The following is a 24,446-nucleotide window of genomic DNA, read 5'->3' on the forward strand; positions in this document are numbered from 1 at the left end:
AGTTTGATTTACAATATTGTCGTGAGGCCGGGCCCCGGCGACGCCGCATCCGGTCGCCCGGTCAGACGTTCGTGACGACCGGTTCTCCGCCGCAGGTCAGGCTTCGTCGGGGGCGTCGCGGCCTTCGAGATCGCCGATGCCGTAACGGTGCATCTTGGCGTAGAGGCCCTGGCGGCTCAGACCCAGCATCTCGGCGGCCGAGGCCCGGTTGTCGCGGGTGATGCGCAGAGCGGCCTCGATGCACAGGCGCTCGATCAGATCGGTGGATTCGCGCACGAGGTTCTTCATCGAGACGCGCCCGACGAGCTCCGTCATCTGCTCGACGGAGCGGGGCAGCTCGCGCCCGCCGGCCACGGCCGCGGCGCGCCGGGGCGTCGCACGGAGGGTGAAGCCGATGCAGGGCTGGCTGCCGCCGGGGACCGAGACGGCGGCGATCTCGACATCCTCGACGCTGCCGTAAGCCCCGCGGACCTGCGTGGGGAAGTGGCGGACGGAGCCATGCTGCGACAGCGTCGCGAACAGGGCGGCGGCCTCCGATTCCTCCCGCCCGATCCAGCTGTCGAGGGGCTGACCGCGAACCTGCTCCTCCGTGGCGAGCTGCACCAGGTCCAGGAAGGCGGGATTCGCGGTGAGCACCCGGCGGGCGGGGTCGGTGACCACGAAGCCTTCGGGCAGATTGCGCAGGACGTCGAGGGCCCCGGCGCCCGTACGGGCCGCGCTCGTCTCCAGGGGTTCGGGGGAGGCCAGCCGCAGCAGGATGCTGGTGGCGTTCTCCTGGCGGAACAGCGAGGCGGCGACGCGCACGACGCCGCGCCCATGCCCGAGCCTTGCCTCCAGGTCGGCCGCCTGCCCGGTCATCCGCAGGCCGGCGAAGAGCGATTCGAGGTCGCGGACACAGGAGCCGTCGAACAGGTCGACCGCATCCTGGCCGACGATGCGCTTCTCGGCCCGCCCGATCAGCCGGGAGGCGGCGGGATTCACCTCGGTCACCCGGCGGGTCGCTGCATCGACCACGAGGACGGGCTCGGAGCCGAGCTGGAACAGCAGGCGGTACCGGGTCTCGGCGCCGCGCATGCGCAGGTAGTCGCGCTCCAGCGCCTGCTGCGTCTCGGCCAGGGTCCGCTGCAGCGAGGCCATGGCACGCAGGTTCCGCCCGAGGACGAGGATCTGGCCGTCCTTGGCCAACCGCATGGCGGCGTAGCGCACGGGCAGGTCGGTGCCGGTGGGCGAGACGTGGTTCACTTGGCGCCAGCGCGTGACGGCGCCGGGCGCGGCATCCTTGAGGAGCGCGGCGATCTTCGGGCGACTCTCCACCGTGACCGTGTCGACCCACGGCCGACCCAGCCAGGTTTCGCAGCCCTCGTCCGCGAGATCGGCGCTGCCGAACGTCGCTTCCCGGACGACGCCGTCACCGTCGATGACCAGGGACAGGTCCGTCGCGGCAGCCACCAGCAATCCCGCCGCCTGCGCGTCGAGAGGGCCGAGTGACTTTTGAAGCGCCGCGAGCGCATGGCTCGCGGCAGGAAGCGCCAGGCTGGTCACGGATCACCACGTCGGGATGTGGTCGGGCAGGTCGGATCAGGGAGGGAGGCTGTGTCGATCGAAACTGTCTTTCAGCAGGGTCTGACCGGCAGATCAAGCAAGCATTCGGCAACGGACAGGGCCGTGCGGGCGTCGCCGGCGCTCGCGTCGGCCCCGACGCGCCGGAAGCTGTCCGGATTGGCGGCGAAGGCCGGGCCCCCAACGAGGACCCGCAGCGCTTCGTTCCGAGAATTCCGGCGCAAGGCCGCCACGGTCTCGGTCATCGTCGGAAGCAGGGTCTCGGAGGCGAGGGACAGTCCCACGACGTCGAACCACTCCTCCTGGATGCAGCGGAGGCTGTCCGTCTCCGGCTGCGTGATCGTCGAGGTCACCGACCAGCCGGCTTCCCGAAAGAACTGCTCCACCAGGGTGAGGCCAAACCTGTGGGAATCTCCCGGACAGGGCAGCAGCAGGATCTTCCGGTTCACGGCGGGGGCCACGGGCTCGCTGCGAAAGCGGCTCGTGATCTCGCGCATGATTCGCTGCAGCCGCCCCATGGCGCGGGTCACCTCGACGAAGTCGCAGAGGTCCTCCTCCCACAGGGTGCCGAGGTGGCGGGCCGTCGGTGCGAGGAGATCGAGGAGGAGGCTGTCGGTCCCAAGGCCGGTCGCCAGGAGTTCCGCGAGCCGGCCCTCCACGTCGTCGCCCGCCGGGTCGAGCATGAGGGCCGTGAAGGCCGCGATCTGCTCCTCGCTTGGCAGCACGTCCGTCGGCTCCGGGGCTGGCTCGATCCGGTGCGCCAGCATCAGGCGGGGAATGATCTCGGATTCGACGACGCGCGCCAGATCCCGTTGCAGCCGGATCGCCTGTCCGAAGACTGCGAGCTGGGCGCTGATGCGGGATTCGCACAGGTCAGCGACATCCCGGCTGGATGGTTCGTAGCGCAAGCGATCACCGAACTGACTCACATCATCCATTGGTCCCTCCCAATGTGGCTGACGGCTTTACTGTCGGTTCGATCTTGCGCGTCGAATTCCGGGACGTCTGAGCACGCGCCTCAGTACCCCGGCGCCGGGGAGGGCCAGCTTGGCCGGCCTCTGCAATGAAGCCGCACGATACGCCCGAAACTGACTTTATCAATACGCACCCTGTAACTATTTTGCATTCAATCTGTCATTTCGTTTTGACGTAAAGCTGGCTTGACACATCGGGACCGCCTTCCTAACCTCCCCTTCAACGAGGCTCGGCGACTTGGTCGCAAGGGGTCTCCACAGGGGGGCGGACAGCATGATCCGGAGTGCGGACAGGCCCAGACGACCTCTCTACGACGCCGATCAGCGCGCCCGTCGCGACGCCACCCGCTGGACCCTGGTCCAGGGGGTTCTGGCCCCCCTTCAATTCCTCGTGTTCGCCGTGAGTCTGGGCCTCGTCCTGCGCACCCTGTGGACAGGTGAAGGCGCGACCGCCGCCAACGCGTCCGTGGTGGTGAAGACCCTGGTGCTCTACGCGATCATGGTCACGGGCTCGATCTGGGAGAAGGCCGTCTTCGGCCGCTACCTCTTCGCCCCGGCCTTCTACTGGGAGGACATGGTCAGCATGCTCGTGCTGGCCCTGCACACCGCCTACCTCGTGGCGCTGGCCGCCGGCGCCCTCGACACCGCCGGCCTGATGGGCCTCGCCCTGGCCGCCTACGCCTCCTACGCGGTCAACGCCGCGCAATTCGTGCTGAAGCTGCGCGCCGCCCGGCTCCACACGCGGCCGTCCCGCCTCGTCGCGGAGGCCGCGCGATGAACGCCCACGCGCTGTTTCCCGCCCTGGAGACGGGCTGCGACATCCGCCAGGAGCGCGGCCAGCGCGCGGTGTTCTGCGGATTGACCGGCATCGTCTGGCTGCACCGCAAGATCCAGGACGCCTTCTTCCTCGTGGTCGGCTCGCGCACCTGCGCCCACCTCATCCAGTCCGCCGCCGGGGTGATGATCTTCGCCGAGCCGCGCTTCGCCACCGCGATCCTCGACGAGCGCGACCTCGCCGGCCTCGTCGACGCCAACGAGGAGCTCGACCGGGTGGTCGCCCGTCTGATCGAGCGCCGCCCCGACATCCGCCTGCTGTTCCTCGTGGGCTCGTGCCCCTCGGAGGTGATCAAGCTCGACCTGTCGCGGGCGGCCCAGCGCCTGTCCCGCAGCTTCCACCCCGACGTGCGGGTGCTGAGCTACTCGGGCAGCGGCATCGAGACCACCTTCACGCAAGGGGAGGATGCCTGCCTCGCCGCCCTCGTCCCCGAGATGCCCCGCGCCGCGGAGACCGGGGCGCCCGCGCTCCTGGTGGTCGGCGCCCTGGCCGACGTGGTCGAGGACCAGTTCGCCCGCCTCTTCGCGGATCTCGGCCTCGCCGACGTGGCCTTCCTGCCCGCGCGCCGCGCCGGGGCGCTGCCGGCGGTCGGGCCCAACACCCGCTTTCTCCTCGCCCAGCCCTTCCTGGCCGAGACCGCCCGCGCCCTCGAGGCCCGGGGTGCGAAGCGGCTCCCGGCGCCGTTCCCCCTTGGGGCGGAGGGCACGACAGGCTGGCTCGCTGCCACCGCGGAGACCTTCGACGTCCCGGCCGAGCGATTCGCCCGCGTCACCGCCCCGGGTCGAGCCCGCGCCGCCGTCGCCCTCGACCTCTACCGGGAGCGCCTCGCCGGAAAGCGGGTGTTCTTCTTTCCCGATTCGCAGCTCGAACTGCCGCTCGCCCGTTTCCTGTCGCGCGAGATGGGGGCGGCGCTGATCGAGGTCGGCACGCCCTACCTCCATCGCCAGCACCATGCGCCGGAACTGGCGCTGCTGCCGGCCGGCACGAAGGTGGTGGAGGGCCAGAACCTCGACGCGCAGATGGATCGCTGCCGGTCGGAAAAGCCCGACCTCACGGTCTGCGGCCTCGGCCTCGCCAACCCGCTGGAGGCGGAAGGGCTGGCGACCAAGTGGTCGATCGAGCTGCTGTTCACCCCGATCCAGGGCTACGACCAGGCCGGAGACCTCGCCGAACTGTTTGCGCGCCCGCTGAAGCGCCGCGCCCGGCTGGAGGTCTGAGGCGATGCAGCTCACGCTCTGGACCTACGAGGGACCGCCGCATATCGGCGCCATGCGGATCGCCACCGCCATGCAGGGCCTGCACTACGTGCTGCACGCGCCGCAGGGCGACACCTATGCCGACCTCCTCTTCACCATGATCGAGCGGCGCGACGCCCGCCCGCCGGTGACCTACACGACCTTCCAGGCCCGCGATCTCGGCGCCGACACCGCCGCGATCTTCCAGAACGCCGTGGGAGAGGCCTACGCGCGCTTTCAGCCGCAGGCGATGATCGTCGGGGCCTCCTGCACCGCCGAGCTGATCCAGGACGACCCGGGCGGCCTCGCCCGCGCCCTCGACCTGCCGATCCCGGTCATCCCCCTGGAGCTTCCGGCCTACCAGAAGAAGGAGAACTGGGGCGCCTCGGAGACCCTCTACCGCCTCGTCCGGGCGCTGGCCGGCGGCACGCCGAGCGCGCGCAACGGGCGCCGCCCCCTCTGCAACATCCTCGGCCCCACGGCACTGGGCTTCCGCCATCGCGACGACCTCGTGGAGGTCACCAAGATCCTCGCCGCCCTCGGCATCGACGTGAACGTGGTGGCGCCGCTCGGTGCGACGCCCGCCGATCTCGGGCGCCTCGGGGCGGCGGATTTTAACGTCGTGCTCTATCCCGAGATCGCCCGTGCCGCCGGCCTGCACCTTCAGAAGACCTTCGGCCAGCCGATGGTCGAGATCGTCCCGATCGGCGTCCAGGCCACCATCCGCTTCGTCGAGGCGGTGGCCGCCGCCGCGGGCGTCGATCCCGCCCCCGTCCTCGCCGGCGCCCCCTCGCGCCTGCCCTGGTATTCGCGCTCGGTCGATTCGACCTACCTCACCGACAAGCGGGTCTTCATCTTCGGCGACGCCACCCACGCGCTGGCCGCCGCCCGCGTCGCCGCCACGGAACTCGGCTTCAAGGTGGTGGGCCTGGGCACCTACACCCGCGAATTGGCCCGCGAGGTCCGGGCCGAGGCGGCGCTCCACGGCATCGAGGCCACGATCACCGACGATTACCTCGACGTCGAGGCCGCGATCCAGGCCGCGGGACCGGAGCTCGTGCTCGGCACCCAGATGGAGCGGCACATCGCCAAGCGCCTCGGGTTGCCCTGCGCGGTGATCTCGGCGCCGATCCACGTCCAGGACTTCCCCGCGCGCCACTCGCCGCAGATGGGGTTCGAAGGCGCCAACGTCCTGTTCGACACCTGGGTCCACCCGCTGATGATGGGCCTGGAGGAACACCTGCTCGGCATGTTCCGCGAGGATGCCGAGTTCCACGGTGCCGCCGCGCCCTCGCACCTGCCCCGGCACGGCGTCGCTGCGCCGCAGCCGGTCGCCCCGGCACCTTCTGTGGCCGCAGAACCGATTCTCCTGACCTGGGCGACCGATGCCGAGAAGGAACTGAAGAAGATCCCGTTCTTCGTGCGGGGCAAGGCCCGCGCGAACACCGAGCGCTTCGCACGGGAACGTGCCCTGCCGCTCATCACCGTCGAGACATTGTACGATGCCAAAGCGCATTTCGGACGCTGAGCGCCCGGCGCTCCGGGTCGTCCTCGTGACGATGGACAACCACGTGGCGAGCGCGCTGGAGCGCGCCCGCCAACGGCTCGCCCGCGACCTGCCGGGCCTCACCCTGGACTTCCACGCGGCCGCCGCCTGGGACACCGACGCCACCGCCCTGGAGGCCTGCAAGGCCGACATCGCCCGCGCCGACATCGTCCTCTCCACCATGCTGTTCATGGACGAGCACGTCCGGGCGATCCTGCCGTCCCTGCTGGCCCGGCGCCCGCATTGCGACGCCATGATCGGCTGCCTGTCGGCGAGCGAGGTGGTGAAGACCACCCGCCTCAACCGCTTCGACATGGACAGCACCAAGCGCGGCGCCCTCGATTTCCTGAAGAAGCTGCGTGGCAAGCCCGGCGCCCAGGGCAACGGCGCCCGCCAGATGGCGATGATCCGCAAGCTGCCCAAGATCCTGCGGTTCATTCCCGGTTCGGCCCAGGACGTCCGGGCCTATTTCCTTACCCTGCAATACTGGCTCTCGGGCTCGGACGAGAACATCGCCAACCTCGTGCGCTTCCTGGTCGGCCGCTACGCCGCCGGCCCGCGCGAGGGCTGGCGCCGAATCGCCGCCGCGCCGGCGCCGCTCAGCTACCCCGAGACCGGGCTGTATCATCCGCGCATGGCCGGCCGGATCGGCGAGGATGGGGCGAAGGTGCCCGCACCCGCCGGCGCCCTGAAGGGCCGCGTCGGCCTCCTCGTCATGCGCTCCTACGTGCTGGCCGGAAACACGGCGCATTACGACGGCGTCATCGCCGCCCTGGAGGCGCGGGGGCTCAGCGTCGTGCCAGCCTTCGCCAGCGGCCTCGACAACCGCCCGGCCATCGATGCGTTCTTCCGGCGCGACGGGCGCCCGACCATCGACGCGCTTGTCTCGCTCACCGGCTTCTCCCTGGTGGGCGGCCCGGCCTACAACGACGCCGCCGGGGCCCAGGCGCTCCTCACCGACCTCGACGTGCCCTACCTCGCGGCCCACGCCCTCGAGTTCCAGACCCTGGAGCAGTGGGAAGCCTCCGACCGGGGCCTGTCGCCGGTGGAAGCCACCATGATGGTGGCGATCCCCGAGCTCGACGGCGCGACCAGTCCGATGGTGTTCGGCGGACGCTCCAGCCGCTCCCTCGGCGCCAGCGCCCGCGACATGGTCGTGCATCCCGAGCGCGCCGACATGCTCGCCGCCCGCGTCGAGCGCCTCGTGGTCCTGCGCCGCAAGGCGCGGGCCGAGCGCCGGGTCGCCGTGGTGCTGTTCGGCTTCCCGCCCAATGCCGGCAGCATCGGCACCGCCGCCTTCCTGTCGGTCTACCACTCCCTCCACAACACCCTTGCGGCCCTGAAGGCCGAGGGTTACGCGGTCGATCTGCCCGAGAGCGTGGAAGCCCTGCGCGGGGCGGTGCTCGACGGCAACGCCACCCGGTTCGGCACGCCCGCCAACGTCCACCACCGCATCCCGGCCGACGACCATGTCCGCCGCGAGCGCCACCTCGCCGAGATCGAGGCGCAGTGGGGGCCGGCCCCCGGCCGCCAGAACAGCAACGGCTCGCAGATCTTCGTGCTCGGCGCGCAGTTCGGCAACGTCTTCGTCGGCGTCCAGCCGGGCTTCGGCTACGAGGGCGACCCGATGCGGCTGCTGTTCGAGCGCGGCTTCGCCCCGACCCACGCCTTCTCGGCCTTCTACCGCTACCTGCGCGAGGATTTCCGCGCCGACGCGGTGCTGCATTTCGGCACCCACGGGGCGCTGGAATTCATGCCCGGCAAGCAGACCGGCCTGTCCGGCGCCTGCTGGCCCGAGCGGCTGATCGGCGCGCTGCCCCACATCTATCTCTACGCCGCCAACAACCCGTCCGAGGGCCTGCTGGCCAAGCGCCGCTCGGCCGCGACCCTGGTAAGCTACCTGACCCCGAGCCTGGCCCAGGCCGGACTTTATCGCGGCCTGATCGACCTCAAGGCCTCGATCGAACGCTGGCGCGGCCTGGAGCCGGAGGCGGTGGGCGAGCGCCGCGATCTCGCCGAGCTGATCCAGGCCCAGGGCGCCGGCCTCGACCTCGTTGCCGCCGAGCCCGCCTGGACCGCCGATCTCGCCGGCCACGTCCACGGCCTCGGCACGGCACTCCATGAACTGGAGCACACCCTGATCCCGCACGGCCTCCACGTGGTCGGGCAGGCGACGCCGCCGGAGGAGCGGACCGACATCCTCCTCGCCCTGGCGGAGGCCAGCCACGGCCTCGTGCCCACCCGTGCCGGCCTCCAGGCCCTTGTGGCCGGCGCGGCCATCGACGCCGCCCTGGCGCAGGGCGGTCTCGGCCCCTCCGATGCGAACCGCGCCGCCTTCGCGTCCCTGCGCGAGACCGATCTCCTGTTGTCACGGGATCACGAGATCCGGGGCCTCCTTGCCGCCCTCGACGGCCGCTTCATCGCCCCCGTCGCCGGCGGGGACCTCCTGCGCAACCCGGACATCCTGCCCACGGGCCGCAACCTGCACGGCTTCGACCCCTACCGCCTGCCCTCGGCCTTCGCCCTCGCGGACGGCGCCCGGCAGGCCGCGCGTCTCCTGGCCCGCTACCGCGACGAGGGCGCGGCGCTGCCCGAGAGCATCGCCCTCGTGCTCTGGGGCACCGACAACCTGAAGAGCGAGGGCGGTCCCATCGCCCAGGCCCTGGCGCTGATCGGCGCGGCCCCGCGCTTCGACGGCTACGGCCGCCTCTGCGGCGCCATTCTGATCCCCCTCGAAACCCTGGGTCGCCCGCGCATCGACGTGGTCGTGACCCTGTCGGGCATCTTCCGCGATCTGCTGCCGCTCCAGACCAAGCTCCTGGCCGAAGCCTCTTATCTCGCCGCCACCGCCGACGAGCCGTCCGACCGGAACTTCGTGCGCAAGCACGCCCTGGCGCTCCAGGCCGAGCACGGGATCGACCTCGAAACCGCGGCCCTGCGGGTGTTCTCCAACGCGGAGGGCACCTACGGCGCCAACGTCAACCAGCTCGTCGAATCCGGCCGTTGGGAAGAGGCCGACGAGATCTCCGAGACCTTCGCGCGGCGCAAATCCTTCGCCTACGGCCGCACCGGCGTGCCCACCGCCCAGCGCGCCCTGATGGGGGCCGTGCTCGCCACCGTCGATCTCGCCTACCAGAACCTCGATTCGGTCGAGGTCGGCGTCACCTCGGTGGACCACTACTTCGACGGTCTCGGCGGCATGGGCCGCGCCGTCGCCGAAGCCCGCGGCGCGGCGGTACCGATCTTCATCAGCGACCAGACCCGCGGCGAAGGCGTGGTCCGGACCCTGACGGAGCAGGTCTCCCTGGAGACCCGCACCCGGATGCTCAACCCGAAATGGACCGAGGGCATGCTCGGCCACGGCTACGAGGGCGTGCGCCAGATCGAGGCGCACCTCACCAACACCCTGGGCTGGTCGGCCACCACCAACGGCGTCGCCCCCTGGGTCTACCAGCGCATCACCGAGACCTACGTCCTCGACCCCGCCATGCGCGCGCGCATGGCGGCCCTCAACCCGACCGCTTCGGCCAAGGTGGCTCACCGGCTGATCGAGGCGCACCAGCGCGGCTTCTGGACCCCCGACGCGGAGACGCGCGACGCGCTCGACCGCGCCGAGGAGGAACTCGAGGACCGCGTCGAAGGCATCACCGCAGGGGTCGCCGCATGAACATCGCCATCCGCAATCCCGTCACCGCGCGCCAGCCCGAGGGCAGCGTCCAGGTCGAGCTCGACCCGAACCTCAAGATCGGCACCGCCAAGGTGTTCGCGGTCTACGGCAAGGGCGGCATCGGCAAGTCGACCACTTCGTCGAACCTGTCGGTGGCGTTCTCCAAGCTCGGCAAGCGCGTGCTGCAGATCGGCTGCGACCCCAAGCACGATTCGACCTTCACGCTGACGAAGCGCCTGGCCCCGACCGTGATCGATGCCCTGGAGGCCGTGCAGTTCCACTCCGAGGAGCTGCGCATCGAGGATTTCGTGGCCGAGGGCTACAACGGCGTCATGTGCGTCGAGGCCGGCGGCCCGCCGGCGGGCACCGGCTGCGGCGGCTACGTCGTCGGCCAGACGGTGAAGCTCCTCAAGGAGCATCACCTCCTCGAGGACACCGACGTGGTGATCTTCGACGTGCTCGGCGACGTGGTCTGCGGCGGCTTCGCCTCGCCGCTCCAGCACGCCGACCAGGCCCTCATCGTCACCGCCAACGACTTCGACTCGATCTTCGCCATGAACCGCATCGTGGCCGCGATCCATGCCAAGGCGAAGAACTATCCGGTGCGCCTCGGCGGGGTCATCGCCAACCGCTCGGCCAAGACCGACGAGATCGACCGCTTCAATGCCGCCGTGGGCCTCGAGCGCATCGCGCACTTCCCCGACCTCGACGTGGTCCGGCGCTCGCGCCTCAAGAAGTCGACCCTGTTCGAGATGGAGCCGACGCCGGAACTCGAAGCCGTCACCACCGAGTACATGCGTCTCGCGGCGCATCTTTGGGCCGGCGGCAAGCCGCTCAACGCGATCCCCATGAAGGACCGTGACCTGTTCGAATTCCTCGGCTTCGATTGAGCGGGCGCCGAACCATGACCTCGCACAGCTACGCCGCCCGCCGCTCCCAGCTCACCACCTACTTCGACCGCACCGCGGTCGAAGCCTGGGCCCGGCTGACCTCGGACGCGCCGGTCTCGAAGATCCGCGCCACGGTGCGGGCCGGCCGCGACGCCATGCGGGCCAACCTCCTGTCCTGGCTGCCCGACGACCTCACGGGCCGGCGCCTCCTCGATGCCGGCTGCGGCACCGGGGCCCTGAGCCTGGAGGCGGCGCGCCGCGGCGCCGAGGTCGTCGCCATCGACGTGTCGCCGACGCTGATCGGCCTCGCCCGGGAGCGCACCACCCTGTCGGCCCCGGGGCGGATCGACTTCCGGGTCGGCGACATGCTCGACCCGGCGCTGGGCCGATTCGACCACGTCGTGGCGATGGATTCCCTGATCCACTACGCCACGCCCGACATCGTGCAGGCGCTCGCGGCTCTGGCGGCCCGGACCGAGGCCGGCATCCTCTTCACCGTCGCGCCGCGCACGCCCCTTCTCACGCTGATGCACATGGCCGGCCGCGCCTTCCCGCGAGGCGACCGGGCGCCCGCCATCGTGCCCGTCGGCGCGGCGGACCTGCGCCGTCGCCTGGCGGCGGAGCCGGCCCTGGCCGGTGTCCGGGTCGCACGCGCGCACCGGGTGAACAGCGGGTTCTACCTGTCCCAGGCCTTCGAACTCCGGCGGTTGCCATGACCCGCCTCGGCGCCTCCATGGCCCGCGCCCTGCAACGCGTCGGTCCCGGCTTCCTGCCCTTCGCCGACGCGGCGACGGCGGAGCTGCCCATGGGGCGCCTGCTGCGGCTCGCCCTGTTCCAGGTCACGGTCGGCATGGCCGCGGTGCTGCTCATCGGCACCCTCAACCGGGTGATGATCGTCGAACTCGCGGTGCCGGCCTGGATCGTGGCCGTGATGCTGTCCCTGCCGCTGATCTTCGCGCCGTTCCGGGCGCTCGTCGGGTTCCGCTCGGACACCCACCGCTCGGTCCTGGGCTGGCGCCGGGTGCCCTACATCTGGTTCGGCACGCTGCTGCAGTTCGGCGGGCTGGCCATCATGCCCTTCGCCCTGCTGATCTTGTCGGGCGACACCACCGGCCCGGCTTGGCCCGGCCACGTGGCCGCCGCGCTCGCCTTCGTCATGGTCGGCGCCGGCCTCCATACCACCCAGACCGTGGGCCTGGCGCTGGCCACCGACCTCGCCCCGGCCCATGCGCGACCGCGGGTGGTGGCGCTGCTCTGCGTCATGCTGCTGGCCGGCATGGTGGTGAGCGCCATCGCCTTCGGGCTGCTGCTGGCGGATTTCTCGGCCCTGCGCCTCATCAAGGTGATCCAGGGGGCCGCGCTCCTCACCGTCGTGCTCAACGGCATCGCCCTCTGGAAGCAGGAGCCCCGGTCGCCCACCCGCACGGCGCGCGACCTGCCCCGGCCGACCTTCTCGGACTCCTGGGCCCTCTATGCCGGCAAGGGCCGGGCGCGCCGCCGCCTCGTCGCCACCGGGCTCGGCACCGCCGCCTTCTCGATGCAGGACATCCTGCTCGAGCCCTATGGTGGCCAGATCCTGCACCTGCCGGTGGCCGCCACCACGGCCCTGACCGCGCTGCTGGCCGCCGGCGGCGGCCTCGGGCTCCTGATCGCGGCGCGCTGGCTCGACCGGGGCGGCGACGCCTTCCGGGTCGCGGCCTCCGGGGCGGTCGTGGGCATCGCGGCCTTCTCCGCGGTGGTCTTCGCCGCGCCCCTGGATTCCGCCCGGCTCTTCGCCGTGGGCGTCGCCCTGATCGGCCTCGGCGGCGGACTCTTCGCTCACGGGACACTGACGGCCTCCATGGCCAAGGCCGGCCCGGAGGATACGGGCCTCGCCCTCGGCGCCTGGGGCGCGGTCCAGGCCAGCGCGGCCGGCCTCGCCATCGCGGCGAGCGGCATCCTGCGCGATCTCGGCGCGCATCTGGCCGAGACCGGCCGGCTCGGCGAGGCGCTGAACCTGCCCTCCACCGGGTACCTCATCGTCTACCATCTGGAGATCGCGCTGCTGTTCGCGACGCTGCTGGCCATCGGCCCGCTCGTCCGGCCCGAGAGCCGCACGCCTCTTCCTCGATCCCTGCCTCGCTCAGCCTGAAGGAGACCGGCCATGCCGAGAGGTGAAATCACGGGCTACGTCGACGTCGCGCAGCTGGTCCTCTACGCGTTCTGGATCTTCTTCGCCGGCCTCGTCTTCTATCTGCGCCGCGAGGATCGCCGCGAGGGCTACCCGCTCGAATCCGAGGCCGCCCGCGGCCGAGCGATGCCCCCGGACCCGTTCCTGATCCCGTCGCCGAAGGCCTTCTTCCTCTCCAACGGCCACGTGAAGCACGCGCCCCAGACCGGCGAGCGCACCCCCTGGACCTATCGCGGCCACAAGCACGAGGTCTGGCCGGGCGCGCCGCTGGAGCCCGATACGGATGGACTGCACGACGCCATCGGTCCCGGCTCCTACGCCGACCGCGAGGACAGCCACGACGAGACCTGGGATCGCGAGAAGCGCATCGTGCCCCTGCGGGTCGCGGCGCACTTCGTGGTCCATGAACTCGGCCCGAACCCCATCGGCATGTCGGTGTTCGGCGCCGACCGGCAGGTGGCCGGCACCGTAAGCGATCTCTGGGTCGATCGCGGGGAATCCATGGTGCGCTACTACGAGGTCGAGCTCGGCGCCGGCGGCCGGCGGGTGCTGATGCCCGCCACCTTCTGCCGGACCGGCCGGTTCTCCCAGCGCGTGACCTGCGAAGCCCTGCTGGCGCACCAGTTCGCCGACGTCCCCACCACCAAGGATCCGGATTCGGTCACCCTCAACGAAGAGGAGCGGATCATGGCGTTCTACGGCGGCGGCACCCTCTACGCGACCCCCACCCGGCAGGAGGCCATCCTGTGAACCGGTCCATCAGGCGGCCCGTGCCGCACCTGCCCGCCAACGCCTTCGACGCGCCGCCCGGCCTGCCGGCGCCGCTGCCCGCCGGCGAGCACATCCTCTGGCAGGGACGCCCCTGCGGCTTCGGCATCGCCTTCCGGGCGCTGCATCTGCGCCTCGTCGGCCTCTGGTTCGTCGGGCTGGCCCTGTGGGCGGCGCTCCCGGCGGCCCTCGCCGGACAGGTTCGGGAGGCCGCGTCGCTCGCCCTGCCCACCCTGGGGATCGGCACCGGTGCGGTCCTGCTCCTGGGCCTCCTCGGCTGGCTCTCGGCCCGCACCACCACCTACACCATCACCAACCGCCGGGTGGTCATGCGGATCGGCATCGCCCTGCCGATGACCCTGAACCTGCCCTTCGCCCTGGTGGAGGGGGCCGGCTGCCACCTCTATGGCGACAGCAGCGCCGATCTTCCCCTGCGCCTTCGCCCGGGCAACCGCGTCGCCTACCTCCACCTCTGGCCCCATGCCCGGCCCTGGCACGTGAAGCGGCCCGAGCCGATGCTGCGCACGGTGGCGCAGGGCGGCGAGGTGGCCGCGATCCTGGCCCGCGCGCTGGCGGCCCATCGCGCGGCGCCGGAGGAGACGGCCGGCCCGGTCATCCTGCGGCCGCGCGTGGCGCCCGGCCCGCGCCTCGCCACTGCGAGCTGATCCGATGACCCGATCCAACCCGCATCCCCTCGCACGCACCGCCGGCCGCACCTCCCGGGGACTCGTGGCCGGCGTCGGCCTCCTCCTCGGCTTCGTCGTGGTGGCCGTGACCGTCGGCCGGGTCGAGAGCATCGGCCTGACCCGGATGGAGCCGGCGCGCCCCGTCCAGAGCCTCGCCCTCCGGGTCGACGACGCGGCGGACGGCTCGATCACCCTGCGGGACGCCGAGCACGGCGACCTCGTCGCCACCGTCCGGCCGGGCGCGGACAACTTCATCCGTGCCACCCTGCGGGGCTTCGCACAGGGGCGGCTCCGGGCCGGCCTGCCGCGCGACGTCCCCTTCCGCCTGACGCGCTTCGACGACGGCTCCCTCCGGCTCGACGACGCGCTCACCGGCCGCAGCGTCGATTTCGGCGCCTTCGGTCCCTCGAACTTCGCCGCCTTCGCCCGCCTGATGCCGAACGACGGAGCCGCACGATGATGGCCTGGCTGAACGGACGCCGCACCGTCGACGTCCCCTGCACCGTCGAGATCGAACAGACGCCCGAGAGCCTGCACGCCCACGTGGTCCTCGACGCCAGCTTCGAGATCGAGCCCGGCGACGCCGTGCAGGTGCACGACGCGCCCACCTCGGTGCCCTACGGCGAACGCCTCGTGGTGCGCCGGACCGCCACCGTGACCCGCGCCGGACGCCTGGAGCGGCTCTGGACCAAGCTCGCGGGCCACCTCGAGCTCACCGAACTCTACGAAGTCAGCTTTTCCGAGAGGAGGCGCCTGTGACCGCAGCCATTCAGCAGTCCGTTCCCAAGGCTCCCGCGCCCAAACTGCCCCTCAACGAGGCCACCAAGGCCGCGCAGGAGACGACGTTCCTGTCGCCGCGCTTCTACACGACCAACTTCGAGGAACTCGACCGCACCGACGTCGAGCCCGTCCGGGCCGAGTGGAACAAGCTCATCGCCGAGCTGCGCGCCGATCCGAACAAGCGCCACTTCACCCGCAATTCGGAGTTCGACTGCGACATGTCCGGGCTCGACCCGGCCCTGCGCAAGGAGTTCATGGACTTCCTGGTCTCGTCGATCACCGCCGAGTTCTCGGGCTGCGTGCTCTATGCCGAGATGCGCAAGCGCGCCAAGAACCCCGACATCCGCGAGCTGTTCGGCTTCATGAGCCGGGACGAGGCGCGCCACGCCGGGTTCATCAACGACGTGCTGAAGGATTTCGGCATCGGCGTGGACCTGGGCTTCCTGACCAAATCGAAGAAGTACACCTTCTTCCGGCCGAAGTTCATCTTCTACGCCACCTATCTCTCCGAGAAGATCGGTTACGCCCGCTACATCACCATCTTCCGCGAGCTGGAGCGCAGGCCCGAGCGCCGCTTCCACCCGATCTTCAAGTGGTTCGAGAAGTGGTGCAACGACGAGTTCCGCCACGGCGAGGCCTTCGCCCTGTTGATGCGGGCCAACCCGAAGCTGACCTCCGGCGTGAACCGCTACTGGATCAAGTTCTTCCTCCTGGCGGTCTTCGCGACCATGTATGTCCGCGATCATTGCCGGCCGGCCTTCCATGAGGCCCTCGGGGTCGATCCGACCGATTACGACTTCCAGGTCTTCCGGATCACTTCGGAGATCTCGAAGCAGACGTTCCCCCTGACGCTGGACCTCGACAATCCGCGCTTCAAGCAGGCCCTCGACCGGCTGCTCGCCTGCTCGGTGGGGATCGCCGATGCCAAGGCGCAGGGCGGCTTCCTCGGTAAGCTCAAGCAGGGCGCCTGGGTCGCCGCCTCGGCGGTGAACTTCGCCCGGCTCTACGCCCTGCCGACCCGCGACAACCCGATGCCGGCGGAGATCCGCCTCGAGCCGGTCTGGTAGGATGGCCGCCTACGCGCTTCCCGCCCTCTATGCGGTGCTGGTCTGGTGGTTCTCCACCGGCCTGATCCTGCTCCTCGACCACCGCCCGCGCGCGACGCACGGGGTCAGCATGGCGGCGGGCACGGGCGTGCTCGCTCTGGCGCTGTGGGCCATCGGCGCCTCGGCCGGCGATGCCAGCGCGGGCGGCGCATACGTCGCCTTCACGGCGGCCCTGGTGGTCTGGGGCTGGCAGGAGATGAGCTACTACATGGGCTACGTCTCCGGCCCCCGGGCGGAGGGCTGCCCGCCCGACGCACGGGGCTTCCGGCGCTTTCGCGCGGCGGCGGCCACCAGCCTGTGGCACGAGGCGGCCATCGTCGCCGGCGGCCTCGCGATCCTGGTTCTGACCTGGCGCCAGCCGAACCTCTTCGCCCTGTGGACCTACCTCGTCCTGTGGGGGATGAATCTCTCCGCCCGGCTGAACCTCTTCCTCGGGGTGCGCAACCTCAACGCCGAATTCCTGCCCGAGCACCTCGCCTATCTCGGCAGCTACCTGCGGGTGCGCGCCATGAACCCGCTGTTCCCGGTCTCGGTGACGGCGGCCGGCCTCGCCACCGCCGCCCTGGTGCTGGCGGCCCTGGCCGAGGGCATCACCGCCCACGAAGTCGCCGGCCTCAGCATCCTGGCGACCCTGATGGCGCTGGCCACCCTGGAACACGGCTTCCTCATGCTGCCGCTGCCCTCGGCCGCTCTGTGGCAGTGGAGCCTGCCGAAACCGGACCGGGGCGGCCCGGTGTCCTCGCCCGTCCCGGCCGCGCGCGGGGAAAGCCCTCGCGTCGGCGAGCCCCGCCTCGCCGAGGCCGAGGGACGCTGAAACAGGTTCCCGGTCCGCCCCGGCGGACCGGCGCGATCGACGCCGCCGCGGCGGCAGGAGAGGCGAGCGGGCCGAAACCCGCCGTGCAACGAGGGAAGGGGACGGGCATGAACTACGAAGAGATCTTCGGCTCTGCTTTGGCCGGCCTGCATCGCGAGGGTCGCTACCGCGTCTTCACCGACCTCGAACGGCAGGCGGGCCGCTTCCCGCACGCCACCCACCACACGCCGGCCGGCACGCGGCCCGTCACCGTCTGGTGCTCCAACGACTATCTCGGCATGGGCCAGAACCCGGCCGTGCTCGACGCCATGCACGAGGCCCTGGACCGCTGCGGCGCCGGGGCCGGGGGCACCCGCAACATCTCGGGCACCAACCATTACCACGTGCTCCTCGAGCGCGAGCTCGCCGACCTCCACGCCAAGGAGGCCGCTTTGCTCTTCACCTCCGGCTACGTCTCGAACTGGGCGGCTTTGGGCACCCTCGGGAGCCAGCTCCCCGGCTGCGCGATCTTCTCGGATGCCGGCAACCACGCCTCAATGATCGAGGGGATCAAGGCGAGCCGCGCCGAGCGCCACATCTTCCGCCACAACGACCCCGAGGATCTCGACCGCAAGCTGCGCCTCGTCGATCCGGGCCGCCCGAAGATCGTGGCCTTCGAGTCGGTCTACTCGATGGACGGCGACATCGCTCCGATCGCGGAGATCTGTGACGTCGCCGAGGCGCACGGCGCGCTCACCTACCTCGACGAGGTGCACGCCGTCGGCCTCTACGGGGCGCGCGGCGGCGGCATCTCGGAGCGCGACGGCCTCGCCCACCGCCTCGACGTGATCGAGGGCACGCTCGGCAAGGCCTTCGCGGTCCATGGCGGCTACATCACCGGCTCGGCCAGGCTCTGCGACTTCGTGCGCAGCTTCGCCTCAGGCTTCATCTTCACCACCTCGCTGCCGCCCGCCGTGGCGGCGGGGGCCGCGGCGAGCATCCGCCACCTCAAGGCGAGCGGAGCCGAGCGGGCCCGGCACCAGGAGCGGGTCGCCGCGGTGCGCGCCCGCCTCGACGCCGCCGGCATCCCCTATCTGCCGAACGACAGCCACATCGTGCCGGTGATGGTCTGCGATCCCGTGCTGTGCAAGGCGATCAGCGACACCCTGCTCGACGAGTTCGGCATCTACGTCCAGCCGATCAACTACCCCACCGTGCCCCGCGGCACCGAGCGCCTCCGGATCACGCCGTCGCCCCTGCATTCCGACGGCGACATCGACCACCTCGTCGGCGCGCTGAGCACGATCTGGGGCCGGATGGGCGTCCAGCGCGCGGCGGCCGAGTAGGACGCCCGCGAACCCTGCACCCCGCATGGGGGCAGGGGAGCCCGCACACGGTCTCGCGCAAGGAAGATCAAGCCCATGATCGTGAATGGATCGATCCGAGCGATGTCCCTCAAACCGGTCTCCGCGACGCCTTCGAGCGAGACGCCGCCGATCCTCCGGGCCGCGGGTCCGGTCAAGGCGCCGCAGGCCCAAACGGCCTCGGCCACGCCGACCTTCCCCTTCTCGGCCATCGTCGGCCAGGACGAGATGCGCCGGGCGCTGCTCATCGCGGCCGTCGACCCGTCGGTCGGCGGCGTGCTGGTGTTCGGCGACCGCGGCACCGGCAAGTCGACGGCGATCCGCGGCCTCGCCGCGCTGCTGCCGCCGATGACGGCGGTGGCGGGCTGCCCCTATGCCTGCGATCCCGGCCGGCCGGCCGAGCACTGCCACCGCTGCCGCGAGCAGGTGGAGCTGCGCGCCGAATCTATTCCTGTCCCGGTGGTGGACCTGCCGCTGGGCGCCACCGAGGACCGGGTGGTCGGTGCCCTCGACCTGGAGCGCGCTCTGACCCGCGGCGAGAAGGCCTTCGAGCCGGGCCTGCTCGCCCGGGCCAATCGCGGCTTCCTCTACATCGACGAGGTCAACCTGCTGGAGGACCACCTCGTCGACCTCCTCCTCGACGTCGCCGCCTCCGGGGTGAACACCGTGGAGCGCGAGGGCCTCAGCATCCGCCATCCCGCCCGGTTCGTCCTCGTCGGCAGCGGCAACCCGGAGGAGGGGGAGCTGCGGCCCCAGCTCCTCGACCGCTTCGGCCTTGCCGTCGAGGTGACGACGCCCACCGACCTGCCGACCCGCATCGACGTGGTCCGCCGCCGCGACGCCTACGAGCGCGATCCGGCGGCCTTCTGTGCCGGCTACGCCAAGGCCGACCGCGCCATCCGCAAGGCGCTCACCGCCGCCCGCGCCCGGCTTCCCGCCCTCGCCGTGCCCGACGCCACCCTGGAGGCCGCCGCCCGCCTCTGCCTGGCGCTCGGCACCGACGGCCTGCGCGGCGAACTCACGCTGATGCGCACCGCCCGGGCGCTCGCCGCCTACGAGGGCGCCGAGACCGTGGGCCTCGATCACCTGGCCCGGATCGCCCCCTCGGCCCTGCGCCACCGCCTGCGCCGCAACCCCCTCGACGAATCCGGTTCCACCGCGCGGGTCGCCCGCGCCGTGGAGGACATCCTCGCCCGATGAGCCCCGCCTGGGCCGTCGCCCTGCGCGTGGCGCACCTCGTCGCCCGCGACCCACATGCCTGCGGCGGCGTCCTCGTCCGGGCCGGGGCCGGCCCGGTGCGGGACCTCTGGCTCGACCGTCTCGCAGGCGAACTCGCACCCGCCCGGCCCGTCCGCCGGATGCCGGCGGGCATCGCCGACGACCGCCTCCTCGGGGGACTCGACCTCGCCGCGACCCTGGCGGCGGGGCGGCCCGTCGCCCAGTCCGGCCTTCTGGCCGAGGCCGATGGCGGGCTCGTGGTGGTGCCCATGGCGGAGCGCCTGTCCTCCGGCACCGCCGCTCGCCTCGCCGCCGCGCTGGATGCCGGCGAGGTGCGCGCCGAGCGCGACGGACTGGCGACGCGGACCCGCACGCGGATCGGCCTCATCCTCCTCGACGAGGGGGAGGGCGACGACGCCGCGGTTCCCGAGGCCCTGGCCGATCGCCTGGCCTTCCGTCTCGACCTGACCGGTCTCGCCTGGGGCGACACGCAAGGGGCGGCGACTGAAGGCGATCCGGAACCGGACGACCCGGACCTCGAACCCGACGCCGCGGTCGCGGATCTCTGCGCGGTCGCGGCCGCGCTCGGCATCGCCTCCCTTCGGGCGCCCCTGCTGGCCCTGCGGATCGCCCGCCTGCTGGCGGGGCACAAGGCGCTTCGCGCGCGAGACGTTCGCGAGGCCTCCTGCCTCGTCCTCGCCCCGCGCGCGACGCGCCTGCCGTCGAGCCCGGAGGACGCGGAGGCGGCGCCGGCGGATCGGCCCGAGTCGCCCGCATCGGACGGGACCGAGTCGTCCGATCCCGGTCTCGAACCGGGTGCCGAGAGCCTGGTCGAGGCCGCCCGCGCGGCGATCCCGCCGAATCTCCTCGCCCGCCTGGGCGAGGCCGGCGCGGCGCCGGCCGCCCCGAAGGCCGGGCGCGTCGGCGCGGTGATGCAGGCCCCGCGCAGCGGCCGTCCGGCCGGCACCCGGCCCGGCTCGCCGCGCACGGCCCGGCTCGCCCTCCTGCCGACCCTGCGGGCCGCCGCGCCCTGGCAGCGCCTGCGCTCCGGGGCGGAGGGCGCCCCGCGCCTGATCCAGGTGCGCAGCGAGGATTTCCGCATCATGCGGTTCCGCCAGCGCAGCGAAACCACCACCATCTTCGCCGTGGATGCCTCCGGTTCGGCCGCCCTGGAGCGCCTGGCCGAGGCGAAGGGCGCCGTCGAGCTGCTCCTGGCCGAGGCCTATGTCCGGCGCGACAAGGTCGCCCTCGTCGCGTTCCGGGGCGCCGGGGCCGAGATCGTCCTGGCCCCGACCCGCGCCCTGGCGCGGGCCCGGCGCGGCCTCTCGGCCCTGCCCGGGGGCGGGGGCACGCCGCTGGCCTCGGGCCTCGACGCCGCCGGCACCCTCGCCCGCGCCGTCCGGCGCGGCGGCGGCACCCCCGTGGTGGTGGTGCTCACCGACGGGCGCGCCAACGTCGCCCGCTCCGGGGCGCCCGGCCGGGTCGCGGCCGGCGCCGAAGCCCTGAACGCCGCCGGCCTTCTGCGGGCCGACGCCATCCGGACGATCCTCATCGACACCGCGGCGCGGTCGCAGGAGACCGCGCGGCGCCTCGCCGAAGCGATGGGCGCGCGCTATGTCCCGCTTCCCTATGCCGATGCCGCGGCCATGAGCACCGCGATCCGCTCGGCCCGCTGAAGGATCTGCGATGCCTGCGCCGAGCGACCGGCCCCAGTGGGAGCGCGACGGCGCGGATTGGCCCAACCGCGCCGCGAGCCGGTTCGTCCGCGCCGGCGACCTGACCTGGCACGTGCAGGAGTTCGGGGCGCCGGAGGCCCCCGTCGTCCTGCTCCTGCACGGCACCGGCGCGGCCACCCATTCCTGGGCCGGCCTCGCGCCGCTGCTCGCCGAACACTTCCGGGTCGTGGCCCCGGACCTGCCGGGCCACGGCTTCACGGATCCGTTGCCCGCCGGGCGCCTGTCCCTGCCCGGCATGGCCGGAGCGATCCGCGACCTCTTGAGGACCCTCGACCTGTCGCCGGACCTCGTGGTCGGGCATTCCGCCGGCGCGGCGATCCTGGTGCGGCTCTGCCTGGACGGGCTGGCACCCCGGCTGCTGGTGGCCCTGAACGGCGCCCTGACGCCGTTTCCCGGCCTCGCCTCGGTGCTGTTCCCGGGGCTCGCCCGGATGCTGTTCCTGAACCCCGTCACCCCGAGGATCTTCGCCTGGACCGCCGACCGTCCGGCGGTGGAGCGCCTGATCCGCGGCACCGGCTCGCGCCTCGACGCCCGCGGCCTCGAACTCTACCGGCGCCTCTTCCGCTGCCCGGGCCACGTGGCCGGCGCCCTCGGCATGATGGCGAACTGGAACCTCGCCGCTCTCGACCGGGAGATCGGCCGGCTCGCGGTGCCGACGCTGCTGCTCGTCGGCGGCGACGACAAGGCGATCGCCCCCGAGACCGCCTTCGCCCTGAAGGACCGGCTGCCCGACGCCCGGGTCCGCCTCATCCGCAACCTCGGGCACCTCGCCCACGAGGAGGCGCCGGCGCGCGTCGCCGACGAGATCGTCGCGGCCTACCGGGAGCAGGTCGCCGTCCAACCGTCCGCCGGGACTTGACGCGGACGCAGCCCGGCCGCACCGACGGGCGAGAGGACGCCCGACTGGGGATGGTCCGATCTTGGATGTCCGACGACGGTGCCGGCTCGGCCCCCGTCCGGGAGGTTTCTGCCCATGGCGCTGACGCCCGTCACCCTCACCGGCCGGCACGTCGAACTCGTGCCGCTGGCGCACGACCACGCCGCGGCCCTGGCCGAGGCGGTGCAGGACGGCGAGCTCTGGCGCCTCTGGTACACGGCGATCCCCGCCCCGGAGACGATGGCGGCCGAGATCGAGCGCCGGCTCGGCCTGCGGGACCTCGGCACGATGCTGCCCTTCACCGTCCTCGACGGGCCCGGCGGGCGCCCCGTCGGGATGACCACCTACATGAACATCGACGCCGCCGGGCCGCGGGTGGAGATCGGCTCGACCTGGTACGCCGCGCGGGTCCAGCGCACCCATCTCAACACCGAGGCGAAGCGCCTGCTTCTGGGCCACGCCTTCGAGGCCCTCGGCTGCCTCGCCGTCGAGTTCCGCACCCATGTCCTGAACCAGGCGAGCCGGCGCGCCATCGAGCGCCTCGGGGCGCGCCTCGACGGCATCCTGCGCCACCACCAGCGCCTCGCGGACGGCTCCCTGCGGGACACCTGCGTCTACAGCATCGTCGCGCCGGACTGGCCCACCGTGCGGACCCACCTGACCTGGCAACTCGCGAAGCCGCGCTAGCGTGGCCGCCACGAGCAGCGTGACCGCGACGACGAGTTCCTCGAACATGCGGGCTTGACGGAGCCCCGGTTCGGACGAGCGCCGAGATCGAGGTGGCTTCGCGCGCCGATGGTCCGCAAGACGGGTCCGCGCCGAAATCGTCTCCGCCCGGTCCGAGGGAAATGGCTGGGGTTGGTCGGCTGTGTCCCGTAGCCATCGCGCGCCCGATGTCCGATGACGGGGGACCGGCGCGGATCGTGCGCCGGCCGCTCCAGCCGTCCGGGCTCGCCCGCCCGCAGGCTTCTCACGGAAGGGGACCCGACGATGTCCGGAACCACGAGCCTCCTCGCGTTCGCGGCGGTCGCCCTCGGCATGGCGCTGACGCCCGGGCCGAACATGGTCTACCTGATCTCGCGCTCGATCTGTCAGGGCCCGCGGGCGGGCCTGATTTCGCTCGGCGGCGTCGCCCTCGGGTTCGTGGTCTACATGCTGTGCGCCGCCTTCGGTCTCACCGCCCTGGTCCTGGCGGTGCCGTTTGCCTACGACGCGATCCGCATCGTCGGCGGCCTCTACCTGCTCTGGCTCGCCTGGCAGGCCGTGCGGCCCGGGGGACGCTCCCCCTTCGAAGTGAAGGCCCTGCCGCAGGACGGTCCCCGGAAGCTGTTCCTGATGGGCTTCCTGACGAACCTGCTCAACCCGAAGATCGCGGTGATGTACCTGTCGCTGCTGCCGCAGTTCATCGATCCGGCCCGGGGCAGCGTCTTTGCCCAGGCCCTCGGCCTCGGGGCGATCCAGATCGTCCTCAGCGTCTTGGTCAACGCTGCGATCGCGGTCTCGGCCGGGTCGATCGCCCTGTTCCTGACGCGCCGGCCCTCGTTCGCCATGGTCCAGCGCTGGATCATGGGAACGGTCCTGGCCGGCCTCGCCGTCCGGATGATGACCGAGGCGCGGCGCTGAAGCGGTTTTCCATCGCTGACCGACGACGGGGAAGGGGGTGTTTCGGCACCGTCTCCTGCGGGGCGACTCAGGAGCTTTTGTCGAGCCGCGCAGAAGGCATGCACAGTTCGATGATGATCGAGCAGAGTAGCGAGACGAAAGCTCCAAACAGAACCGAATAAAGCATCGAGCCACCGAAATAACCGATGAAGTATCTTGAGCTGCCATCAATCCAAGTAAACATCGCGACTGCGCCGATCGGCATCGAGATGATAATTCTCATGGCTTTCTTTTCGATCAGAAAGATTGGATACTGGTATAGTAGGCCGCTGATCACTGCCGGAATGATGCCAATACCATAGGCAAAAGTCATGACGACCAACATATCAAGGTTGAAGATTTTTAAATCCGACACAACGATTGACCGAATACAAAGCAACGTCAGCAGGCCAATGATCGGCCCTGCGATGACATAGATCACTAGCGATTTAAAGAACTTGTCCATTGTCAGTGTCCTGGGGCCGCGCACGGAAAGGATCGCAAGGTTCTCTGTCACCGGTCCTGGCGTGACAGTCATTCGAGGCGTCCCCATCCGAGAGCCGATTGTCCGCCCGTCGCATCTAATGGCGTGATAACTCA

22 protein-coding genes are annotated in these 24,446 nt (G+C 71.5%); 19 read left to right on the plus strand and 3 right to left on the minus strand.

Annotated features, from left to right (window positions below; genetic code table 11):
* Positions 1-96 precede the first annotated feature (96 nt).
* Positions 97-1,542 (minus strand): transcriptional regulator PpsR, encoded by a 1,446-nt coding sequence (gene ppsR / locus ASF18_RS17215; protein ID WP_056353347.1) that lies wholly within the window; start codon positions 1,540-1,542, stop codon positions 97-99.
* A 71-nt stretch (positions 1,543-1,613) separates the two neighbouring features.
* A complete protein-coding gene (locus ASF18_RS17220) occupies positions 1,614-2,498 on the minus strand; it encodes a cobalamin B12-binding domain-containing protein (RefSeq protein ID WP_056219082.1) in 885 nt (294 codons plus the stop codon).
* A gap of 310 nt (positions 2,499-2,808) precedes the next feature.
* Here ASF18_RS17220 and bchF point away from each other — a divergent pair, with 310 nt between their 5' ends.
* The 19 genes from bchF (at position 2,809) to ASF18_RS17315 (ending at position 23,828) form a co-directional block, all read left to right on the plus strand.
* Positions 2,809-3,312 carry a 2-vinyl bacteriochlorophyllide hydratase gene (bchF, locus tag ASF18_RS17225; protein ID WP_056273211.1) on the plus strand — a complete coding sequence of 168 codons (504 nt, stop codon included), beginning with the start codon at positions 2,809-2,811 and terminating at the stop codon, positions 3,310-3,312.
* Positions 3,309-4,586, plus strand: coding sequence for a ferredoxin:protochlorophyllide reductase (ATP-dependent) subunit N (locus ASF18_RS17230; RefSeq protein WP_056353350.1), 1,278 nt, complete (start codon positions 3,309-3,311; stop codon positions 4,584-4,586). The genes bchF and ASF18_RS17230 overlap by 4 nt, the downstream gene beginning before the upstream one ends.
* Before the next feature lie 4 nt (positions 4,587-4,590).
* The gene (bchB, locus tag ASF18_RS17235; RefSeq protein ID WP_056353353.1) at positions 4,591-6,132 is read left to right on the plus strand and encodes a ferredoxin:protochlorophyllide reductase (ATP-dependent) subunit B; all 1,542 of its coding nucleotides are present in this window, start codon (positions 4,591-4,593) and stop codon (positions 6,130-6,132) included.
* Positions 6,107-9,817 (plus strand): magnesium chelatase subunit H, encoded by a 3,711-nt coding sequence (locus tag ASF18_RS17240; protein ID WP_056353357.1) that lies wholly within the window; start codon positions 6,107-6,109, stop codon positions 9,815-9,817. The genes bchB and ASF18_RS17240 overlap by 26 nt, the downstream gene beginning before the upstream one ends.
* Entirely contained in the window at positions 9,814-10,707 is an 894-nt protein-coding gene (bchL, locus tag ASF18_RS17245) for a ferredoxin:protochlorophyllide reductase (ATP-dependent) iron-sulfur ATP-binding protein (RefSeq protein ID WP_056219099.1), read from the plus strand. The genes ASF18_RS17240 and bchL overlap by 4 nt, the downstream gene beginning before the upstream one ends.
* 14 nt (positions 10,708-10,721) lie before the next feature.
* A complete protein-coding gene (gene bchM, locus ASF18_RS17250; RefSeq protein WP_056353360.1) occupies positions 10,722-11,423 on the plus strand; it encodes a magnesium protoporphyrin IX methyltransferase in 702 nt (233 codons plus the stop codon).
* Entirely contained in the window at positions 11,420-12,838 is a 1,419-nt protein-coding gene (locus ASF18_RS17255) for an MFS transporter (protein ID WP_056273192.1), read from the plus strand. Before bchM ends, ASF18_RS17255 begins: the two co-directional genes overlap by 4 nt.
* A gap of 12 nt (positions 12,839-12,850) precedes the next feature.
* On the plus strand, positions 12,851-13,627 hold the full coding sequence (gene puhA / locus ASF18_RS17260) for a photosynthetic reaction center subunit H (protein ID WP_056353362.1): 777 nt from the start codon (positions 12,851-12,853) through the stop codon (positions 13,625-13,627).
* Positions 13,624-14,310 (plus strand): photosynthetic complex putative assembly protein PuhB, encoded by a 687-nt coding sequence (gene puhB, locus ASF18_RS17265; RefSeq protein WP_056353364.1) that lies wholly within the window; start codon positions 13,624-13,626, stop codon positions 14,308-14,310. Before puhA ends, puhB begins: the two co-directional genes overlap by 4 nt.
* A 4-nt stretch (positions 14,311-14,314) precedes the next feature.
* Complete coding sequence (puhC, locus tag ASF18_RS17270; protein ID WP_082487672.1) at positions 14,315-14,791, plus strand: photosynthetic complex assembly protein PuhC; 477 nt, start codon at positions 14,315-14,317, stop codon at positions 14,789-14,791.
* A complete protein-coding gene (locus ASF18_RS17275; RefSeq protein ID WP_056219521.1) occupies positions 14,791-15,090 on the plus strand; it encodes a hypothetical protein in 300 nt (99 codons plus the stop codon). The genes puhC and ASF18_RS17275 overlap by 1 nt, the downstream gene beginning before the upstream one ends.
* Positions 15,091-15,134: 44 nt before the next feature.
* Positions 15,135-16,178 (plus strand): magnesium-protoporphyrin IX monomethyl ester (oxidative) cyclase, encoded by a 1,044-nt coding sequence (gene acsF / locus ASF18_RS17280; RefSeq protein ID WP_200917666.1) that lies wholly within the window; start codon positions 15,135-15,137, stop codon positions 16,176-16,178.
* Position 16,179: 1 nt separating this feature from the next.
* Positions 16,180-17,031, plus strand: a complete 852-nt coding sequence (puhE, locus tag ASF18_RS17285) for a putative photosynthetic complex assembly protein PuhE (protein ID WP_082487674.1) — start codon at positions 16,180-16,182, stop codon at positions 17,029-17,031.
* 107 nt (positions 17,032-17,138) lie between these two features.
* A complete protein-coding gene (hemA, locus tag ASF18_RS17290; RefSeq protein WP_056353367.1) occupies positions 17,139-18,356 on the plus strand; it encodes a 5-aminolevulinate synthase in 1,218 nt (405 codons plus the stop codon).
* A 102-nt stretch (positions 18,357-18,458) separates the two neighbouring features.
* The gene (gene bchI, locus ASF18_RS17295) at positions 18,459-19,574 is read left to right on the plus strand and encodes a magnesium chelatase ATPase subunit I (RefSeq protein WP_082487780.1); all 1,116 of its coding nucleotides are present in this window, start codon (positions 18,459-18,461) and stop codon (positions 19,572-19,574) included.
* Entirely contained in the window at positions 19,571-21,268 is a 1,698-nt protein-coding gene (locus ASF18_RS17300; RefSeq protein ID WP_056353370.1) for a magnesium chelatase subunit D, read from the plus strand. The genes bchI and ASF18_RS17300 overlap by 4 nt, the downstream gene beginning before the upstream one ends.
* A gap of 10 nt (positions 21,269-21,278) precedes the next feature.
* Positions 21,279-22,187 carry an alpha/beta fold hydrolase BchO gene (bchO, locus tag ASF18_RS17305; protein WP_056353373.1) on the plus strand — a complete coding sequence of 303 codons (909 nt, stop codon included), beginning with the start codon at positions 21,279-21,281 and terminating at the stop codon, positions 22,185-22,187.
* Positions 22,188-22,301: 114 nt separating this feature from the next.
* The gene (locus ASF18_RS17310) at positions 22,302-22,892 is read left to right on the plus strand and encodes a GNAT family protein (RefSeq protein ID WP_056353376.1); all 591 of its coding nucleotides are present in this window, start codon (positions 22,302-22,304) and stop codon (positions 22,890-22,892) included.
* 303 nt (positions 22,893-23,195) lie between these two features.
* Complete coding sequence (locus ASF18_RS17315; protein ID WP_056353379.1) at positions 23,196-23,828, plus strand: LysE family translocator; 633 nt, start codon at positions 23,196-23,198, stop codon at positions 23,826-23,828.
* A gap of 67 nt (positions 23,829-23,895) precedes the next feature.
* On the opposite strand, the gene ASF18_RS17320 is transcribed toward ASF18_RS17315, so the two are convergent.
* Positions 23,896-24,384 carry a hypothetical protein gene (locus ASF18_RS17320; RefSeq protein WP_156649913.1) on the minus strand — a complete coding sequence of 163 codons (489 nt, stop codon included), beginning with the start codon at positions 24,382-24,384 and terminating at the stop codon, positions 23,896-23,898.
* Positions 24,385-24,446 lie beyond the last annotated feature (62 nt).

The sequence above is a fragment of the Methylobacterium sp. Leaf89 genome, from assembly GCF_001422215.1.
GTDB lineage: Bacteria > Pseudomonadota > Alphaproteobacteria > Rhizobiales > Beijerinckiaceae > Methylobacterium.

Coding starts and splice junctions, on each gene's coding strand:
- ASF18_RS17220 (WP_056219082.1), bottom strand. CDS start 2,498: ATGGATGATGTGAGTCAGTTCGGTGATCGCTTGCGCTACGAACCATCC.
- bchF (WP_056273211.1), top strand. CDS start 2,809: ATGATCCGGAGTGCGGACAGGCCCAGACGACCTCTCTACGACGCCGAT.
- ASF18_RS17230 (WP_056353350.1), top strand. CDS start 3,309: ATGAACGCCCACGCGCTGTTTCCCGCCCTGGAGACGGGCTGCGACATC.
- bchB (WP_056353353.1), top strand. CDS start 4,591: ATGCAGCTCACGCTCTGGACCTACGAGGGACCGCCGCATATCGGCGCC.
- ASF18_RS17240 (WP_056353357.1), top strand. CDS start 6,107: ATGCCAAAGCGCATTTCGGACGCTGAGCGCCCGGCGCTCCGGGTCGTC.
- bchL (WP_056219099.1), top strand. CDS start 9,814: ATGAACATCGCCATCCGCAATCCCGTCACCGCGCGCCAGCCCGAGGGC.
- bchM (WP_056353360.1), top strand. CDS start 10,722: ATGACCTCGCACAGCTACGCCGCCCGCCGCTCCCAGCTCACCACCTAC.
- ASF18_RS17255 (WP_056273192.1), top strand. CDS start 11,420: ATGACCCGCCTCGGCGCCTCCATGGCCCGCGCCCTGCAACGCGTCGGT.
- puhA (WP_056353362.1), top strand. CDS start 12,851: ATGCCGAGAGGTGAAATCACGGGCTACGTCGACGTCGCGCAGCTGGTC.
- puhC (WP_082487672.1), top strand. CDS start 14,315: ATGACCCGATCCAACCCGCATCCCCTCGCACGCACCGCCGGCCGCACC.
- ASF18_RS17275 (WP_056219521.1), top strand. CDS start 14,791: ATGGCCTGGCTGAACGGACGCCGCACCGTCGACGTCCCCTGCACCGTC.
- puhE (WP_082487674.1), top strand. CDS start 16,180: ATGGCCGCCTACGCGCTTCCCGCCCTCTATGCGGTGCTGGTCTGGTGG.
- hemA (WP_056353367.1), top strand. CDS start 17,139: ATGAACTACGAAGAGATCTTCGGCTCTGCTTTGGCCGGCCTGCATCGC.
- bchI (WP_082487780.1), top strand. CDS start 18,459: ATGTCCCTCAAACCGGTCTCCGCGACGCCTTCGAGCGAGACGCCGCCG.
- ASF18_RS17300 (WP_056353370.1), top strand. CDS start 19,571: ATGAGCCCCGCCTGGGCCGTCGCCCTGCGCGTGGCGCACCTCGTCGCC.
- bchO (WP_056353373.1), top strand. CDS start 21,279: ATGCCTGCGCCGAGCGACCGGCCCCAGTGGGAGCGCGACGGCGCGGAT.
- ASF18_RS17310 (WP_056353376.1), top strand. CDS start 22,302: ATGGCGCTGACGCCCGTCACCCTCACCGGCCGGCACGTCGAACTCGTG.
- ASF18_RS17315 (WP_056353379.1), top strand. CDS start 23,196: ATGTCCGGAACCACGAGCCTCCTCGCGTTCGCGGCGGTCGCCCTCGGC.
- ASF18_RS17320 (WP_156649913.1), bottom strand. CDS start 24,384: ATGACTGTCACGCCAGGACCGGTGACAGAGAACCTTGCGATCCTTTCC.